This is a genomic window from Salidesulfovibrio onnuriiensis (genome assembly GCF_008001235.1).
GTDB lineage: Bacteria > Desulfobacterota > Desulfovibrionia > Desulfovibrionales > Desulfovibrionaceae > Pseudodesulfovibrio > Pseudodesulfovibrio onnuriiensis.
In genome coordinates, this window is the sequence record NZ_CP040751.1 from 1,277,937 (window position 1) to 1,294,717 (window position 16,781).

Annotated in this window: 17 protein-coding genes; 9 read left to right on the forward strand and 8 right to left on the reverse strand. The window is 59.9% G+C overall.

Going from position 1 to position 16,781, the window contains the following annotated elements; all coding sequences use genetic code 11:
- Window positions 1-6 precede the first annotated feature (6 nt).
- The 8 genes from FGL65_RS05875 to trpB form a co-directional block, all read right to left on the reverse strand.
- Entirely contained in the window at window positions 7-1,461 is a 1,455-nt protein-coding gene (locus FGL65_RS05875) for a pyridoxal-phosphate dependent enzyme (RefSeq protein ID WP_147820120.1), read from the reverse strand.
- Window positions 1,462-1,477: 16 nt separating this feature from the next.
- Window positions 1,478-2,653 (reverse strand): threonine synthase, encoded by a 1,176-nt coding sequence (locus tag FGL65_RS05880; protein WP_147820121.1) that lies wholly within the window; start codon window positions 2,651-2,653, stop codon window positions 1,478-1,480.
- Window positions 2,654-3,110: 457 nt separating this feature from the next.
- The gene (locus FGL65_RS05885) at window positions 3,111-4,469 is read right to left on the reverse strand and encodes an 8-oxoguanine deaminase (RefSeq protein WP_147820122.1); all 1,359 of its coding nucleotides are present in this window, start codon (window positions 4,467-4,469) and stop codon (window positions 3,111-3,113) included.
- A gap of 162 nt (window positions 4,470-4,631) precedes the next feature.
- The gene (locus FGL65_RS05890) at window positions 4,632-5,120 is read right to left on the reverse strand and encodes a hypothetical protein (protein ID WP_147820123.1); all 489 of its coding nucleotides are present in this window, start codon (window positions 5,118-5,120) and stop codon (window positions 4,632-4,634) included.
- Between the two features lie 287 nt (window positions 5,121-5,407).
- A complete protein-coding gene (locus FGL65_RS05895; RefSeq protein WP_187170555.1) occupies window positions 5,408-6,406 on the reverse strand; it encodes a nucleoside hydrolase in 999 nt (332 codons plus the stop codon).
- A 71-nt stretch (window positions 6,407-6,477) separates the two neighbouring features.
- A complete protein-coding gene (locus FGL65_RS05900; RefSeq protein WP_147820125.1) occupies window positions 6,478-7,113 on the reverse strand; it encodes a hypothetical protein in 636 nt (211 codons plus the stop codon).
- A 27-nt stretch (window positions 7,114-7,140) separates the two neighbouring features.
- Entirely contained in the window at window positions 7,141-8,373 is a 1,233-nt protein-coding gene (locus FGL65_RS05905; protein WP_147820126.1) for an ABC transporter substrate-binding protein, read from the reverse strand.
- 152 nt (window positions 8,374-8,525) lie between these two features.
- Window positions 8,526-9,743, reverse strand: a complete 1,218-nt coding sequence (gene trpB, locus FGL65_RS05910) for a tryptophan synthase subunit beta (RefSeq protein ID WP_147820127.1) — start codon at window positions 9,741-9,743, stop codon at window positions 8,526-8,528.
- Window positions 9,744-10,083: 340 nt separating this feature from the next.
- Here trpB and FGL65_RS05915 point away from each other — a divergent pair, with 340 nt between their 5' ends.
- From FGL65_RS05915 to FGL65_RS05955, 9 genes are all read left to right on the forward strand, one after another.
- Window positions 10,084-11,022, forward strand: coding sequence for a substrate-binding domain-containing protein (locus FGL65_RS05915; RefSeq protein ID WP_147820128.1), 939 nt, complete (start codon window positions 10,084-10,086; stop codon window positions 11,020-11,022).
- Between the two features lie 223 nt (window positions 11,023-11,245).
- Window positions 11,246-11,758, forward strand: coding sequence for a hypothetical protein (locus tag FGL65_RS05920; RefSeq protein WP_147820129.1), 513 nt, complete (start codon window positions 11,246-11,248; stop codon window positions 11,756-11,758).
- A gap of 65 nt (window positions 11,759-11,823) precedes the next feature.
- The gene (locus FGL65_RS05925; protein ID WP_147820130.1) at window positions 11,824-12,342 is read left to right on the forward strand and encodes a hypothetical protein; all 519 of its coding nucleotides are present in this window, start codon (window positions 11,824-11,826) and stop codon (window positions 12,340-12,342) included.
- Between the two features lie 67 nt (window positions 12,343-12,409).
- Window positions 12,410-12,919, forward strand: coding sequence for a hypothetical protein (locus FGL65_RS05930; RefSeq protein ID WP_147820131.1), 510 nt, complete (start codon window positions 12,410-12,412; stop codon window positions 12,917-12,919).
- A gap of 67 nt (window positions 12,920-12,986) precedes the next feature.
- A complete protein-coding gene (locus FGL65_RS05935) occupies window positions 12,987-13,493 on the forward strand; it encodes a hypothetical protein (RefSeq protein WP_147820132.1) in 507 nt (168 codons plus the stop codon).
- 100 nt (window positions 13,494-13,593) lie between these two features.
- The gene (locus tag FGL65_RS05940; protein WP_147820133.1) at window positions 13,594-14,037 is read left to right on the forward strand and encodes a NanQ anomerase/TabA/YiaL family protein; all 444 of its coding nucleotides are present in this window, start codon (window positions 13,594-13,596) and stop codon (window positions 14,035-14,037) included.
- Between the two features lie 148 nt (window positions 14,038-14,185).
- The gene (locus tag FGL65_RS05945; RefSeq protein ID WP_147820134.1) at window positions 14,186-14,812 is read left to right on the forward strand and encodes a nitroreductase family protein; all 627 of its coding nucleotides are present in this window, start codon (window positions 14,186-14,188) and stop codon (window positions 14,810-14,812) included.
- Window positions 14,813-14,863: 51 nt separating this feature from the next.
- Complete coding sequence (gene rsgA, locus FGL65_RS05950) at window positions 14,864-15,919, forward strand: ribosome small subunit-dependent GTPase A (RefSeq protein ID WP_147820135.1); 1,056 nt, start codon at window positions 14,864-14,866, stop codon at window positions 15,917-15,919.
- 238 nt (window positions 15,920-16,157) lie between these two features.
- Entirely contained in the window at window positions 16,158-16,766 is a 609-nt protein-coding gene (locus FGL65_RS05955) for an HAD family hydrolase (protein WP_147820136.1), read from the forward strand.
- Window positions 16,767-16,781: the final 15 nt, after the last annotated feature.

A 16,781-nucleotide genomic window follows, 5' to 3' on the forward strand; every position in this document is an offset into this window, starting at 1 on the left:
AGCGGGCTAGCCGATCATGTCGTTGAACTCGTTGATGAGTTCGTCCATCTGCTCGGCCTGGTTGAAGGTGCCGAACCAGTAGTTGTCGGCGTCGTACCACTGGGCGTTGAGTTCCGCCAGTTCGCGGCCCTGCTGCTCGATCCAGGTGAAGTACTTGAGGTTGTGGATGCGCTTTCTGTCGTAGTGGCGCAGTTCCTCAACGTTGTCGTAGGTCATGTCGTTCATGAGCTGCACGTCCTGCCATGCCACGGCCTCGGTGTATTCGCCCCGCTCCGCGGCGAGCTCGGCCACGCGGGAACCATAGAGCTGCATGGAGTCGGTGGCGATGGTCACCACCACGTCGTCCTCGGTCAGTTCGCTGTATTTGGCGTACTTGATGGCGGCCAGGGTGTTTCCGATGCCGGAGATGCCCAGCAGGTCGAGCTGCTCCACCAGTTCCGGGTCCACGCCCTGTTTGCGCAGGATGTCGCGGCCCTTGGGCTCGTTGAACAGGCGCAGGAGGCGCATGGGCTTTTCATCGTCCACGGCCACCACGAAGTCGGTGTCGCGGCAGTGGTGCACCCAGGGCACGTGCTTGTCGCCGATGCCTTCGATGCGGTGGTCGCCGAAGCCGTTGGTGAGCAGGGTGGGGCACTGGAGCGCCTCGGCCACCACGAGCTTGGATTTCGGGTACCGGTTTTTCAGGTAGTAGCCGCCGCCCAGGGTTCCGCCGGAGCCCGAGGAGGAAACATAGGCCGCAAAGCGCTTGCCCTTGGCCAGCATGGGTTCGATGACCTCTTCCACGGCCGGGCCGGTGACGTTGTAGTGCCAGAGCGGGTTGCCCAGCTCGTCGAACTGGTTGAAGATGCGCAGGTCCTCGCCGGAGGCGGAGAGCTCGTTGCACTTGTCGAAGATTTCCTTGACGTTGGACTCGCAGCCCGGGGTGGCGATGACTTCGCCGGCCACGCTGCGCAGCCAGTCGAAGCGCTCCTGGCTCATGCCCTCGGGCAGGATGGCGATGGCCGAGCAGGCCAGCAGGGCCGAGATGTATGCGCCGCCGCGGCAGTAGTTGCCGGTGGAGGGCCAGACGGCCTTGGTGGTCTGCGGGTCGTACTGGCCGGTGACCAGGCGCGGCACCAGGCAGCCGTAGGTTGCGCCCACCTTGTGCGCACCCGTGGGGAACCACTTGCCGAGCAGCAGCACGATGGAGGCCTTGCAGCCGGTCAGTTCCGGCGGCAGCACCAGGTGGTTCACGCCGCCGAACAGGCCGCCCTTTTCCCTGGGTTCGTTCTTCCAGCAGATGCGGTAGAGGTTCACGGGGTCGATGTCCCACAGGCCGGTCTTGGCCAGTTTGTCCTTGACCTCGGCCGGAACCTTTTCCGGGTCGCGCATCATTTCAAAGGTGGGCAGCTTGATGCCCTTGGCGCGGCAGTAGGCCGCGTTGGCTTCCATTTTCTTTCTGTCGAGAGTCAGGTCGATCATGCAATTCTCCTTGGGGCTAGGGAATATCGTTCAGCGATTCAATCACGACATCGGGCGCATCCACACCCTTCATGGCCGTGTTGGTGTCCTTGAGTCCGTTGCCCGTGGCCAGGACAACGAAGGTCTCATCCTTGGGAAGCTCGTTCACCACATCCAGGAATCCGGCAAAGGCCGTGGCCCCGGCGGGCTCGGTGAACAGGCCGGTGCTGGCGGAAAGCCGGGCCTGGGCCACCGGAATGGAGGCGTCCCGAACAGTGACGGCGCGTCCTTCGTGCTCCTTCATCCACCGGAGCACCGGGCGGCCGTTGGCGGGCACGTCCACGGAGATGGAATCGGCCAGGGTGGAGGCGCTGATCTTTTCGAATCTGCCGCTTTCCAGGGCGCGGTTGATGGCGTCGCTCTTGTCGGACTGCACGCACCAGATGGTGGGCATGCGGTCGGAGATGCCCAGGCGCATGAGGTCCAGGAAGCCCTTGAACACGCCGCCGATGATGCAGCCGTCGCCCGTGGGCACGAAGACGTGGTCGGGCACGCGGCCGAGCTGCCGGAATATCTCCAGGGACACGGTCTTCTTGCCTTCCATGGTCATGGGGTTGTAGGCCGTGTTGCGGTTCATGCCGCCGTGGCTCTTGCTGTATTCCTGGGAGAGCGCATAGGCGAAGTCGTAGTTGCCGCGCACCTTGAACACGCGCGCGCCGTACTGCAGGGCCTGGATGATCTTTGCGGGCGGAGCCGCCTCGGGCAGGAACAGGGTGATGCGCTGGCCCGCGGCCGCGCCGATGCCCGCCATGGACGAGCCCGCGTTGCCGGTGCTGGCCAGCACGATGTCCTCGATGCCGTGCTGTCTGGCGAAGGCCGAGACCAGGTAGGAGGCGCGGTCCTTGAAGGACGAGGTCGGGTTGGCCCCGTCATCCTTGATGTAGAGGTTGGGGGTGCCCAGCTCCCTGCGCAGGTTCTGCGGCTCCCAGAGCGGGGTGCCGCCCACGGGGGCGGGCGGGAAGAATTCCTCGGGAACCGGTAGCAGGTCCATGACCTTCCAGTTCTCGGGGGCCTTGCCTTCGAGCACCACTTCCAGCACGCCCATGAGCGGGGTTTCGGGCTCCTGCTTCGCGGCGCAGTAGGGGCAGACCGTCAGTTCCGGTTTGATCTCGAAGACGGCGTCACAATCCGTGCACCGATACGAATATTTCATTGCGCAACTATCCTTTCAGGCCGCCGGTGTATCCAGTTCCGGCCGACCTGCCTTTATATGTTCCTTTGCCATTGCGAATAACACAGTCTCAAAACGCAATGGCAAAGCCCGCATGCAGGCAAGAATAGTGCCGTTTTATCAGGTTGATAAGGCGTAAAAATACATTGCCTGCATTACGCGTCATCGTGTTTTGGAGCCTAAATATTGCGCATCGCAAGGTCAAGTCCGGACGGCCGGATTCCAACAATGATTAGGATCCTTATCAGGGTGAGAAATTTCTCATTTCGAGAAGAGATTTCAGGGCCGGGAAGGGGGGGGCCGCTTTCAGAATGGAAACCAGCCTCGATCCAGCCGGAACGGCCGCGTTCCAGCTGAACCAAAGCGAATGCCGCGCCAGGTTTTTGGGAGGAGGCTTGCGGTCCCTGGCGCGGCATCGGTTGGGTAGATGCAATATGATTTAGCGGTGCGGTGCGATGAGCTCCTGCGCCGCTCTGGTGTGCCGTTGCATGAGATCAGCAAGGTCCGTGCCGACGGGCATGCCGTCTTCCACTTTCCACTGGCCCTTGATCATGACCTTGTCCGCGCGGTCGTGGCCGATGACCACCAGGGCGGCCAGCGGGTCGCCCGCGCCCGAGAAGCGCAGCTCGTCCAGCTTGAACATGCCCAGGTCGGCCTGCTTGCCCGGGGCCAGGGTGCCGATGTCGTCGCGGTTGAACACGGATGCGCCGCCCGCCGTGCCCCAGCGCAGGGCGTCGTAGTGGGTGATCTCGTCGGCCTCGTAGCGCAGGCGGCCGATGAGCAGGGCCATGCGCACTTCCTGGATCATGTTGGAGCAGTCGTTGGAGGCCGAGCCGTCCACGGCCAAGCCCACGGAAACCCCGGCCGCGTCCAGTTCCTTGGTGCGGCAGATGCCCGAGGCCAGGATCATGTTGGAGGACGGACAATGGGCCACGCCCACGCCGGCCTTGCCCATGCGCCGGATCTCCTCGTCCGTGAAGTGGATGCCGTGGGCGTACCAGACATTGGAATCCAGCCAGCCCAGGGACTCCATGTAGTCCAGGGGACGCTGCCCCACGAACTGCTTGCAGAAATCGTTTTCGTCCTGGGTTTCGGCCAGGTGCGTGTGCAGAAGCACGTTCCTTTCCCTGGCCAGATCGGCCGAGGCCTTCATGAGTTCGGCCGTGACCGAGAAGGGCGAGCACGGGGCCAGCACGATGCGGCACATGGAGCCTTCGGAGGCGTCGTGCCACTGGCTGATGAGCCGCTCGCTCTCGGACATGATGGTTTCCTCGCTCTGGACCACGGACTGCGGGGGCAGGCCGCCCTGGTCCTGGCCCAGGCTCATGGAGCCCCGGGTGAGCATGACGCGCATTCCCAGGCGTTTGGCCACCTCGGCCTGGATGTCAATGCAGTTGGGTGCTGTCTCGGGGAACACGTAGTGGTGGTCCGAGGCGCAGGTGCAGCCCGAGAGCATCATTTCGGTGAGGGCCAGCTCGGTGGAAACCTCGATGTGCGCGGGCTTGAGGCCCGCCCAGACCGGGTACAGGGTCTGGAGCCAGGGGAAGAGCTTCTTGTTCAGGGCCGGGGGAAACGCCCGGGTCAGGGTCTGGTAGAAATGGTGATGGGTGTTGATCAGGCCCGGGATGAGCACGTGCTCGCCTGCGTCGACGGTCCTGTCCACGGGCCGGGACGGTTCGCCGCCCGCAGGGACCAGCTCGGCCACGGTGTCGCCCTCGACCACGATGCCCGCGCCCGCGTCCATGTCGGTCCCGGTGTATATTGCCAGGGGATTCTTGATCCAGATTCTTTCACTCATGCGTTTCTCCTCGGTGCGGGCTGTTGAAATATTCATGCAGCACACACGTCAACAATGATTTTGTCGGCCTTTCCTGTCGATTGGACCACAAATCTCAAGCAAGAACCGTTCCTGACGTTAGGAGCCTAAGGAGGGGGGGGAGAATATCAGGTTAGAAGGGCGCTATGAACGCCTATTTGCGTAATATTCAACATATTTTACAACGGTTTCATCTATTTCACGTTTACATATTTCACCTTGCTGTCTGACTTCCTCTGGAAGGCGGTTGTGGTCTATCATATTGTCTAACTTTACTTTTTCTGGATAGTCATCAAGGCATTCAAGTTGAACGGTACTTTTGTCGGGTAAGACTGTTCCAACTTTACGAACTCTACATTTTAGGGGTTCTGCCATATAATTTAATGCCGCTTTAGCCATGGCTTCCCCTTCTTCCCCATGCTGTATCAGTTGGCAAAAGAGGTTTTTCAATCGGTCCATCGGATTGTGTTGGCCCTCAGAGTTTTGTGGAGAAGTACAATACCTAGCAATTTGCGATTTGCTACATTGCAAATGGTTTCTAAGTTGTCCTGAACCGATTAAATCTTTTATTTCGTAGAGAATTTTCCAAGATTCCAAGTAGGTTATGTAGTCAGTGGGGTCTTGGTTCTTCATTTGTCCCTACCTCATAGGGGAATGTGGTTGTTATTTAGAGAACAACGGCAGAGGTAGTTCAGCCTATACAGGCTGGTTTGTATTAATCAAGTATAAAGGAGATTCAATATGAATCCGAATAGCCCCTCTGGCATCTACAAGTGCACCAAATGTGGTAATGAGGAAACTCATGTAGAAGGCAAGCCTTTTGCTCCGTGTTCCAAGTGTGGTTCGCAGAGTTGGAAGCTTGTCCGACGCACTGACTAGGTTGCCCCTCGACTAAATAGGGAGGCGAAGATATCGCCTCCCTATTTTTTTATTCTTTTGCGTAGGATGGATTCGAAGTGGCGCCGCTGCACGTTGCAGGCCACGCGCACTTCCGGGCCGTCGCCGGAATCCGTCAGGAAGGTGCCGTCCGGGGCGAGCAGGACGGCCTCGTCCACGCGCATGGGCCGGGTGCAGCACAGGTGGGGCAGGAAGCTCAGGGCCAGGGCCAGGGGGTCGTGCAGGTGCATGCCCTCCAGCCTGCGGCAGGCGCGGGACCATTCGATCCAGGGTTCGCAGCAGCTAAAGAGGTGGCGGTGAAAGGCGCTTTGCGATTCGCGCAACGGCTCCAGTTCGCCGGGCCGCAGGAAGACGTTCATGGTCACGTTGGCGGGGACCACGATGACCGGGACTCCCGAGCGGAAAACCATGAGCGAGGCCTCGGGATCGTGGAGCGGGTTGAAACGCAGGGTGTCCCGCCAGACCTCGGGCGGGATGTCCGGGGTGCTGTCCTCCCAGCGGATGTCGTCGTCCCGGTACGCGCCGCCCATGTGGATGACTTCGCGGATGAGCGGGGCGATGCCCGGCTCCGCGAGCAGGGCCAGGGCCAGGTTGGTGAGCGACCCCACCATGACCACCACCAGTTCGCCGGGGTATTCCCGGGCCTTTTCAATGATCAGTTCGTGGGCTTTGAGGGGGGAGAGCGGCGGCACCTGGGCCGGAGGTGCGGGCATGGCGCGCCAGAATGCGGCCTCCTGTCCGGAAAGGGGCTGCTCCATGTGCCTGAAATGCGCGCTGCGGTCGCGCAGGAACGGCTCCTCGCGCCCGGCGGCCACGGGGATGTCCTCGCGCCCGGCCAGGAAGAGCTGGTGCGCGGTGTTGCGTGCGGACTCGTGCGTGCGGCAGTTGCCCGCGCAGGCAGTGCAGCCTACGAGACTGATTTCCGGCGAGGCCAGGGCCAGCGCCAGGGCCAGCGCGTCGTCCACGTCGCGGCCGGGGATGCCCGCCGCATTGTCCATGTCCAGGATGACAGGAATGCTCATGGTTCCAGAATGCCTCATGGCTTGAGGTTTTGCAAAGGCGGAAAGGTGAAAGTCGCTTTCGTCCGTTCGGGCTATTGCCGCTCCGGGGGCTGGTAGCTGTACCTGAACGGCTCGTATGCCTGTTGCTCCTTCCAGATGGGTGCTATCTGCTGCACCTGGAGTTGTTCCCTGAGCATCTTGATGTCGGTTCTGGTGGCGTTGAGGGATTCATAAAGGCCTTGGGTGAGCGGGTCCTTTGCGGGCGACGCTTCTCCGGGAACCGAAAGACGGGCCTTGAGTTCCGCCGCCTGCTTCTCCTCCTGGCGCTGCTTTTCCGCCAGCGCCTGTTCCGCCTGCTCCACCTCGGTTTGCACCTTTGCGTAATAGTCGCGCCATCCGGACCTGATGTTCGGCGAAACCGTGACCGTGGAAAAGAATCGCGCCAGCTCCAGCCGGGTGGCCGGGCTCTTGTCCACGATGTGGGGGATGAGGGTGGTCAGGTGCTTCTGCTCCTCCAGTTCCACGCTCCGGAGCTGGATTTGGTGGTTCACGGCAATGGACACCAGGGCCAGCACAAAGGAGCCGAGGGCGAACTTGGCGAACCGGAGCCACTGCTGCCGCTCGGGATCGCTCCCGGCTCGGAACGCCAGAACAAGGGAGGCCGCAATGGTCATCAGTACCCCCAGAGTGACGGGGATAATGAAATAGGGGGAGCTGAGTTCGACCATTGCGGGCCTCCTTGGTGTCCGATTTCGTTACTGGGCGTTGAGCACGTATTTATCCCAATCCCGTTCCAGCAGTTCCAGGTATGCGGCCGGTATCTCGGGCACGGCCACCGAAGCCAGCACCTCGGGCGACAGGGTGGCGGGTCCCAGGTCCACTTCGCGGAACCTGGCCTGCATTTCCGTGGGCAGCTTGCCCATGGAGATGGCCGGGGAGTCGCCCCAGTTCTTGGGGTCGTACTTGGAGAGCTGCGCCTCGGGCGAGAGCAGGAAATCGGCCGCGACCATGGCTCCGGCCTTGTTGGGGGCCGAGGCCGGGATGGCCGTGAAGTGCGTGTTGTAGATGGAGCCGTCCTTCATGACCAGGGTGCGCACGCTTTCGGGGTAGCTGCCCTGCAGGATCATGCTCTGGGCATGGGTGGGGTGGTAGGCCATGGAGAAGTCCACCTCGCCCCGGGCGAACAGGGTGTCCAGGGTGGCGGATTCCTTGGGGTAGGTCCTGCCCTGTTCCCAGAGGAACGGCTTGATCTCGTTGAGATAGGCCCAGAGCTTGGGGGCGTTTCTTTCGTAAAGCTCCCTGTCGAAGCCGTGCATGTACTGCTCATGCCCGCCCGTGGTCGCGTAGAGCGCCTGGCGGATAAAGGCGGAACCCGTGAAGTCGGGCGGCTGGGGATAGGTGAACTTTCCGGGGTGCTCCTTGATCCACTGCGCCAGCTGCGCAAAGCTCTGGGGCGGCTGTTTCACCCGTGCCGAGTCGTACTCGAAGACGAACTGGGCGCGGCCGTAAGGGGACTCGTACCCCTCCACGGGGTAGCCGAAGTCGGTTTCCGCGGATTTCGGGTTCACGAATGTCTTGAAATTGGGAAGCTGCGGGGCAAAGGGGCCGAAGAGTACTCCCGCTTCCTTGGTGTTTTTGAAGTTTTCGCCGTTGATCCACAGCAGGTCGATGGTGCCGGTCTGCTTGCCCGCGCCCTTTTCCGTGAGCAGCTTGTTCACGAACGCCTCGGCGTTCATGGGCACGCGCACCAGGGTGATGTCGAAGCGCTTCTTGAGCTCCCCGGCCACGTAGGTGTCCACCCAGCGGTTGATGCTGGCGCTGCCTCCCCACATGTAGAAGCGCACCGTGCTGCCTCTAGCCTGGTCCAGGGTTTTCGCCCAGCTCTGGGCGGCGTTGAATTCGGTTGTTTCCGGTTCCCGGCCGCATCCGGCCAGCAGGAAAAGGCAGAGCAGGAACAGGAAGGATAATACGCACAAGCGTCTGAACATGGATGAACCTCCGAAAGAATATGTCGTGTTTCATGGGGATATCACGACTTGTTCGCGAGGTGAACCATGTGCGGGAAAATATTGGTCCGATCAATGAAAAAGCCGCACACCCATCGAGGTGTGCGGCTTTGATTCTCTGTTATTCCGGCAGGCTACTTCTTGTAGTGGGGCAGTTCGAAGTCGCCGTTTGCGACCATCTGCTCGATCTGGGCCACGTCCTTGTCGCCTCGGCCGGACAGGTTGACGATGATGATGGTGTCCTTGGAGAGCTCGGGCGCGATGCGGATGGCGTGGGCCAGGGCATGGGAGCTTTCCAGGGCCGGGATGATGCCTTCCATCTGGGAAAGCATGAAGAAGGTGTCCACGGCCTCCTTGTCGGAAGCGTAGACGTATTCGGCGCGGCCCAGGTCCTTGAGCTGGGCGTGCTCGGGGCCGACGCTGGGGTAGTCCAGGCCCGCGGAGATGGAATAGACCTCGGCGGGTTCGCCCTTGTCGTCCTTGAGCATGTAGGAATTGAAGCCGTGCATGATGCCGGGTTCGCCCAGGCACAGGGTGGCGGCGTGGTCTCCGTAATCCAGGCCCCGGCCCGAGGGCTCCACGCCCACCAGCTTCACTTCCTTGTCTTCGATGAAATCGGCAAACAGCCCGATGGCGTTGGAACCGCCGCCCACGCAGGCGATGCAGTAGTCGGGCAGGCGGCCTTCGGCCTCCAGGATCTGCTGCTTGGCCTCGCGGCCCACGATGGCCTGGAATTCGCGCACCATGAGCGGATAGGGATGCGGGCCCACGGCGGAACCGAGCAGGTAGAAGGCGGTGTCTGCCTCTTCCACGAAGGCGATGAGCGCCTCGTCCACGGCTTCCTTGAGGGTGCGCTGGCCGGACTGCGCGGCCACGACCTTCGCGCCCATCATCTGCATGCGGAAGACGTTGAGCTTCTGGCGCTCCACGTCCACAGCGCCCATGTAGATGGTGCATTCCATGCCCATGAGCGCCGCCGTGGCGGCGGTGGCGACCCCGTGCTGGCCCGCGCCGGTTTCGGCGATGATCTTCTTCTTGCCCATGCGCTTGGCCAGCAGGATCTGGCCGATGGTGTTGTTGACCTTGTGGGCGCCCAGGTGGTTCAGGTCTTCGCGCTTGAGATAGATCTTTGCGCCACCCAGCTTCTCGGTCAGGTTGCTGCACAGGTACAGGGGGGTCTCGCGGCCCGAGAAGTGCTTGACGTAGTAATTGTACTCTTCAAGAAATTCCGGGTCGTTGCGGTATTTTTCGAATGCGGCGGCAAGTTCGTTCAGAATGGGCACCAGCGGCGGCGGTGCATACTGTCCACCATATTCGCCAAAGAATCCGTCAGCAGTTACATTCGCAGTCATTTGAAATCTCCTCTCTTTTTTCCAGCGGGGTGCAGTTCGACCAAGAAAAAACCGCGGTCAGTCTGCACTGCCGCGGTTCGTTTAATTCTTCGTCTTTTCTTGAGCCAGATGTCAGGACGTAAGATACCCACGGCGCTTTTTAGAAGCGCCACCACCAGTTGCCGTCGGTGAGAGTAAAAACGTTCTTTGTCTGCATGACCAAAATGCCTACCCCCTTCGAAATCGATTGTCAACCACCCTTGCGCAAAACGCAGCCAAGGCTTCCGAATCGATAATAATAGCCTGCAATGCGCGGATTGCGGATGGTGGATATAGCGGAAAAAACCTGCGGTGGTGCGTCATGAAACATGTGTTTTCGCTGCTTCTTGCCTGCCTGGCCTTGTGCGTCTCCCTTCCCGCAATGGCGGAAAGGGCCAAGATCCTGGTGATCCCGAAGGGGGTGCGCGTCAAGTACTGGCAGTGGGTCGAGCAGGGGGCGAAAAGGGCCGGGCACGATCGCGATGTGGAGATCATTTTTCGCGGTCCCTGGGCGTCCGACGATTTCGTGGCCCAATTCGGAATTCTCAAGGCGGGCATCGAGGAGGGCGTGGACGCCATCGTCATTGCCCCGAACCACACCAGCTATTCAGCCGAGCTTCTGGAGCAGGCCGTTCAAAAGGGCATCAAGGTGGTGCTCATCGATTCGGACATGGAGTTCGAGGATCGTGTCAGCCTCGTGGCCTCGGATAATCATTTTGCAGGCAAGCAGGCCGCCGAGCATCTGATCTCCCTGATGGGAGGCAAGGGCACCGCCCTGCTGCTGCATTATGCGAAAGACAATGCCTCCACCATGGCGCGGGAAAAGGGGTTTCTGGACGCCGCGTCCGAGAGGGGCTCGTGCCTTACGGTGGTCGAAGCCGAGGAGGCGGGCGTCAGCGCCGGGACAGCGTATTACGCGACCATGGAGGCTTTTGTGTCCAATCCTTACATCTCCGGGATATTCTCGCCCGGCGAATCCACCACCATCGGCGCGTTGCGCGCCCTCCGGGATATGCATCTGAACGGCACGGTCAAGCTGGTGGGTTTTGATTTCACCAGGGAGATTCATGAGGCCCTTGTCGAGGGCTCCCTGAACGGCACGGTCCTGCAGAGCCCCTACCAGATCGGCTACCTGGGTGTCATGGCCGCCTGCGACGCCTTGGAGGGCAAGCCGGTGGAAAAGCGGATCGTCACCAAGACCACCGTGGTGGTGGACCCGGAAAACATGTTCCGGGAGGTCGAGGCGCTTTCAGGGCAGTAGCGCCTGATCCAGTTCTTTTTCATGTCCTTTTCGTTTTCCTGCCGTCTGTCGCTGTACAGCGGTCCCGCAATTTCTCCTATCCGGTAACAATCGTCTGAATATGTTCGTGTTGTAACACTTGTCTATTGAAGACCTGTTGACTCTGGTTTTATTCACCTATACTTCATTACGTAATTACTGTGGAATCTCGTATTTTACTTACTGAAACAGGAGTATTCTTATCATGCGGAAGATGATGACTGTTATTGTGTCTGCGGTGCTGGCTGTTCTGCTGTGCGGCAGCGCGTTTGCCGTGGAAACCTGCGAATCAAAGGGGAGTGCCATTGTTCCCCATATTCAATATCGCAATCAAGGCGCTGCGAACAACAGGTTCTGGGATACAATCAACTTGAGCAATATTTCAGGAAGCGACGTGATTGTGACTGTGAAGCTTTATGACCATGCCGGAGGGCGGGTCGCTGGCCGCTTTGGCGTTTATAAAGGGTCCACCACGGACACCAGCATCAACACTGTCGCAACCGGAGTGGAAACATTTGCTCTCCCCGCCGGGGAGACCCGTATGCTCACGGTATTCAAGGACGGTGAATATTTCATGGGTTACGGCATTATTGAATGGTGCAGCGCCGACGAAAAGCTGGGCAAGGCCCTTACTGGCACGGTCCGCCATTATGGTCTGAATGGTGCCGCCGGTACTTACAGCGGTGAATACGTGCTCAACGGCGGCCAGCCGTTCTAATTCCCGTTGCAATTCAGGGGAGAGCCTCGGCTCTCTCTCAATTCATACTCACAAGGAGACGACTGATGAAGAAACTGATTCTGACTACATTAGCTTTGGTCCTGCTCATGAGCGCCAGTGCGTTTGCAACCGTGGATTGCTTCAATGCCCAGGGCGGTGCCATTGTTAACGGGATCACCGCCAGGAATTTGGGCGGAGGTGTATGGTGGGATTGTTTTTACATCCAAGTTACCAATATCACCAGTACAACGGTTACCTGCAAGGTTGTGCTCAATGATTCCGAAGGGGTGGATGTGACCTCGAAACTTAAGGCGTACAAAAATGGTAACACCCATGCATACTGGGGAACACAGGTTCCCATGACAGATGGCGAATTTGAAATTCCTCCTCATGGAACCCGTACCCTCCAACTGCATATCAATGATGTGCCCAATATGATGTTTTATGGTCATGCGACCCTTGACTGGAAGTCCAGTGATACAACGTTGAGAAAAGCCCTTGTTGCTTCCACTCGCTTGATCGGTGGCAGCGGTAGCACTGGCTGGGGCGGGTTCATGCAGGTCAACAACGGCCAGCCGTTCTAAGCGAAACGACAAAACAAGGGGAGGGGAGAGGCTCCTCCCTTAATTCATACTCACAAGGAGACGACTGATGAAGAAACTGATTCTGACTACATTGGCTTTGGTCCTGCTTATGAGCGCCAGTGCGTCTGCAACCGTGGATTGCTTTAATACCAAAGGCAGCGCACTTGTTCCCAGCATGTACACCTACTACATTTCCAATACAAATTGGCGTACAAGCCTGTTGCACATTACCAACATCACCGACAGCGAAGTGACCTGCAAGGTCACTGTCTATGATGGCAATGGCAACGATGTGTCTTCTTATTCAAAACTTTTGAAGGATTCTTTCGGCGCAGGCACCAATGGCGAGGTCATAGCCACCGGAGTCAGCACATTCATCATTCCGGCGCAGGCAACCCGGGTATTCTCATTTCATTATGACAATCTGAACAAATTCGTCATGGGCCATGCTGTCATCGAATGGACCTCTGAAAATAAAACTTTGCGTAAGGCGCTTATTGCCGGTTTCCGTTCCCGCGCAAAGAGTGGCAACAATTTTGAGGCCCAATTCCCCGTCAACAACGGCCAGCCGTTCTAAGCGAAACGACAAAACAAGGGGAGGGGAGAGGCTCCTCTCTCAATTCATACTCACAAGGAGACTACTGATGAAGAAACTGATGCTCGCCACTGTTGCTCTGCTCATGCTCATGAGCGCCAATGTATTGGCCCAGGAGTGCTTCAATACCAAAGGGAGCGCCCTTGTTCCCAGCATGTACACCTACTACATTTCCAATACAAATTGGCGTACAAGCCTGTTGCATATCTCCAACATCACGGACAGCGAAGTGACCTGCCGGGTGATCGTTTACGACGGCAACGGTAATGATGTCTCCTCTTATTCAAAACTTTTGAAGGATTCTTTCGGCGCAGGCACCAATGGCGAGGTCATAGCCACCGGAGTCAGCACATTCATCATTCCGGCGCAGGCAACCCGGGTATTCTCATTCCATTATGACAATCTGAACAAATTCGTCATGGGCCATGCGGTTATTGAGTGGACATCCGAGAACAAAACCTTGCGCCAGGCTCTTATCGCCGGTTTCCGTTCCCGCGCAAAGAGCGGCAACAATTTTGAGGCCCAATTCCCCGTCAACAACGGCCAGCCGTTCTAAACGAACTGAAAACACAGGGGAGGGCTTCGGCTCTCCCTTTTTCTTTTCGTTTCTTTGGGATAGGTTTGCCGGGTAAGAACCCGCAGCCCATGGAGCAACCATGATCATCGATATATTGGAAAACGCCGCCCGATACGAGGCGCTGAATCCCGGCTTTGCCGTTGCCTTTGAATTCCTGCGCCGCGCCGACCTGGGCGGGCTGGCCGAGGGCCGGCACGACATCGAGGGCGATCTCTTTGCCGTGGTGGCGCACGGGCCGGGGCGCGACAGGCGCGAAGCTCCGCTGGAGGTCCACCGCAAATACATCGACATCCAGTACGTTGTTTCCGGATCGGACGAGATGGGCTGGAAGCCCGCCGCCACCTGCGGGCGGGTCTCCGTCCCCTTTGATGCGGACAAGGACGTGGGCTTTTTCACGGACACGCCCGACCTGTGGGCGCCCGTGAGGCCGGGCATGTTCGCCATATTCTTTCCCTGGGACGCGCACCAGCCCATGACCGGCCACGGCGAGATCCGCAAGGTCATCGTCAAGGTGCCGGCATAGCTCCCCCCGCGTAAATTTTCTTTCGGAATTTCTTCCGGGCCATTGATCGGTTATTTCCGGTTGCCCTTCCCCTGTTGCGTGGTACCATGCCCGGAACTGACGGCCATGCCGTATTCCCCGAGAACCATGCTTACCCAGGAGGCAACCTATGGATTTCAAGGATATTTTGGAAAAAAGACGGGCCATCAACTATTTCGACCCGGACCGTGACGTGGACGAAACCCTGCTGCGGGCCGTTGTCGAGTCCGCAGCCAAGGCTCCCTCCAGCTACAACCTGCAGCCCTGGAAGCTCAAGGTGCTGCGCGACCCGGCCCGAAAGGCCGAGCTGCGCGCGCTGGCCTTTGACCAGCCCAAGATCACCGAGGCTCCGGTGGTGCTCATGCTGCTGGCCGACCGCGACGGCTGGAAGGGCGGCAACGCCACCCTGGAAAGCGTGTTCAGGGATTTCGTGAAATCGGGCAAGATGCAGGCCGACCAGAAGGAATGGTTCGAAGGCGTTACCCAGGGACTGTACGGGCGAGACGCCGAGGCCGTACAGGCCTTTGCCAACAAGAACGCGGGCCTGTTCGCCATGTCCCTCATGTATGCGGCCAGCCACCACGGCCTGGAAACCCACCCCATGGACGGTTTCGACCATGACGGCGTGCGGCGGGCCTTCGGCATTCCGGACAACTACTGGATTCCTATGCTCATTGCCGTGGGCCACCTCAAGCCCGGCGTGACCCTGCATCCCCGGAACTGGCGGCAGTCCTATGACGACATGGTGCTGGGCTAGGCTTCGGCTGTTCCATTGCCTGGCATGCAGACCGGTGATACAAGCCCGTCTATGAGTGAACAGCAGTACAGCCTGCCCCAGCTGGGGTGGAATTCCTTTTTCGAGAAGCAGGTTACGTCCGGGGACCTGGAGGCGGCCGAGCCCGCCCGGGTGACCCTGACCCACCGGGGCCACGTGGTGGCCCGCACCGGTGCGGAAGAGCACCTCATCCCCATTGCCGACAAGGGCCTTCTGCGGCTTGCGGAACAGCCCACCGTGGGCGACTGGCTGCTGCTGGACAAGACGACCCATCTGCCGGTGCGCCTGCTGGAGCGGCGCAGCCTGTTCAAGCGCAAGGCCCCGGGCACGGATACCAAGGCCCAGCCCATTGCCGCCAACGTGGACACCCTGTTCATCGTCTCCTCCTGCAACCAGGAGTTCAATCTCAACCGGCTGGAGCGCTATCTGTGCCTGGCCCTGGACGCCGGGGTGGAGCCGGTCATCGTGCTGACCAAGGCGGATACGGTCGGGGACCCGGACGAGTTTCGCCGCCAGGCCGAGACTCTCTGGCCGGGGCTGGCCGTGCGCACGGTCAACGGCCATGACGCCGCCAGCGTGGAAACCCTGCGGCACTGGTGCGAGCCGGGCAGGACCGTGGTGCTGCTGGGCTCGTCCGGCGTGGGCAAGACCACGCTGCTGAACACCATCAACGGCACGGACCGGTACAAGACCGGGGCCGTGCGCGAAAAGGACGACAAGGGCCGCCATACCACCACCACCCGGTCCCTGCACATCATGGAGTCCGGCGCGCTGCTGGTGGACGTGCCCGGTATCCGGGAGCTGCATCTTTACGAGTGCGAGGAGGGCATCCGCCTGGCGTTTCACGACATCGTGGAGCGGGCCGAGCAGTGCCGTTTCGCGGATTGCGGGCACCGGCACGAGCCGGGGTGCGCGGTCACCGAGGCGCTTGAGTCCGGCTGCCTGGACCCGCGCCGTGTGGAAAATTTCCAGAAGCTGCTGGAGGAGGCCGCCGAGGCCGCCGAGGCCCTGGCCGAGCAGCGCCGCAAGCAGCGCGACAGGCCCCGGTACAAGGGCATGGTTTCCAAGAAGAGGAAGAAGCGGAAATAGGGCCCCGTTATTCCGTGCCCTGGCAGGGAAAATCGCTGATCATCCTGTGCGCCCCGGGGATTTGTTTTCCGGGGCGTTTTTGTGCCCGCATGCCGCAGTCTCGGGGTAATTTCAGTCACGAAATAAAGACGGGGCAATTGACGTGCCGCGGCTTGTGAATTAGCGGGCTGGAATGTGATGATCGGCGAAATGTATCCTGGACACACCCCGATGAGACTGTCGGACACGGAGGAACGATATGCGTTTGCGAAATGTGGACCCCGAGGTCATTCTCTTTGATTTTGACGGCACCCTTGTGGATAGCGAGGTGGTGCACAGGCAGATCTGGCTGGATATCCTGCGCGCCGAAGGCGTCACCAGGGAGATTGCCGAAGAGGAATTTCTGGGGCTCCCCGCGTCCGCCATTGCCGAGCACTTTTTCGGGCGGACACAAAGGGCCGTGGAGGCCTGCGACCGTTTCGAGGCCGAGGAGATCCGGCGCAGCTACGAATGGATGAGCGGGGCGAGGGAATTCGTCCGGTACCTGGGCGATGCGGGGTATACGCTGGGCATCGTCACCAATTCGCGGCGGGCAAAGGTCGACAACTTCCTGCGCGCCGAGGGCATGGAGACCGCCTTTGACCATTGCGTGACCTGCGACATGGTGGAAAAGCGCAAGCCCTTTCCCGAGCCGTACCTGGCGGCCATCGGCCGGGTGAATGTTTCCACGGACAGGATCATTGCGGTGGAGGACAGCGCCACCGGCGAAAAGGCCGCCCTCGCGGCGGGCTTGGAATGCCGCATGGTTGCGCCGGAGCAGGGCTATACGCTCGGCGTCTGGAAGGAAAAGCTGCTTCTGCCGCGCTAGCGCGGGAAACCCTTC

Bases quoted from the DNA above. Each gene is read 5' to 3' on its own strand.
- FGL65_RS05875 (WP_147820120.1), bottom strand. From the start codon at position 1,461: ATGATCGACCTGACTCTCGACAGAAAGAAAATGGAAGCCAACGCGGCC.
- FGL65_RS05880 (WP_147820121.1), bottom strand. From the start codon at position 2,653: ATGAAATATTCGTATCGGTGCACGGATTGTGACGCCGTCTTCGAGATC.
- FGL65_RS05885 (WP_147820122.1), bottom strand. From the start codon at position 4,469: ATGAGTGAAAGAATCTGGATCAAGAATCCCCTGGCAATATACACCGGG.
- FGL65_RS05890 (WP_147820123.1), bottom strand. From the start codon at position 5,120: ATGAAGAACCAAGACCCCACTGACTACATAACCTACTTGGAATCTTGG.
- FGL65_RS05895 (WP_187170555.1), bottom strand. From the start codon at position 6,406: ATGAGCATTCCTGTCATCCTGGACATGGACAATGCGGCGGGCATCCCC.
- FGL65_RS05900 (WP_147820125.1), bottom strand. From the start codon at position 7,113: ATGGTCGAACTCAGCTCCCCCTATTTCATTATCCCCGTCACTCTGGGG.
- FGL65_RS05905 (WP_147820126.1), bottom strand. From the start codon at position 8,373: ATGTTCAGACGCTTGTGCGTATTATCCTTCCTGTTCCTGCTCTGCCTT.
- trpB (WP_147820127.1), bottom strand. From the start codon at position 9,743: ATGACTGCGAATGTAACTGCTGACGGATTCTTTGGCGAATATGGTGGA.
- FGL65_RS05915 (WP_147820128.1), top strand. From the start codon at position 10,084: ATGAAACATGTGTTTTCGCTGCTTCTTGCCTGCCTGGCCTTGTGCGTC.
- FGL65_RS05920 (WP_147820129.1), top strand. From the start codon at position 11,246: ATGCGGAAGATGATGACTGTTATTGTGTCTGCGGTGCTGGCTGTTCTG.
- FGL65_RS05925 (WP_147820130.1), top strand. From the start codon at position 11,824: ATGAAGAAACTGATTCTGACTACATTAGCTTTGGTCCTGCTCATGAGC.
- FGL65_RS05930 (WP_147820131.1), top strand. From the start codon at position 12,410: ATGAAGAAACTGATTCTGACTACATTGGCTTTGGTCCTGCTTATGAGC.
- FGL65_RS05935 (WP_147820132.1), top strand. From the start codon at position 12,987: ATGAAGAAACTGATGCTCGCCACTGTTGCTCTGCTCATGCTCATGAGC.
- FGL65_RS05940 (WP_147820133.1), top strand. From the start codon at position 13,594: ATGATCATCGATATATTGGAAAACGCCGCCCGATACGAGGCGCTGAAT.
- FGL65_RS05945 (WP_147820134.1), top strand. From the start codon at position 14,186: ATGGATTTCAAGGATATTTTGGAAAAAAGACGGGCCATCAACTATTTC.
- rsgA (WP_147820135.1), top strand. From the start codon at position 14,864: ATGAGTGAACAGCAGTACAGCCTGCCCCAGCTGGGGTGGAATTCCTTT.
- FGL65_RS05955 (WP_147820136.1), top strand. From the start codon at position 16,158: ATGCGTTTGCGAAATGTGGACCCCGAGGTCATTCTCTTTGATTTTGAC.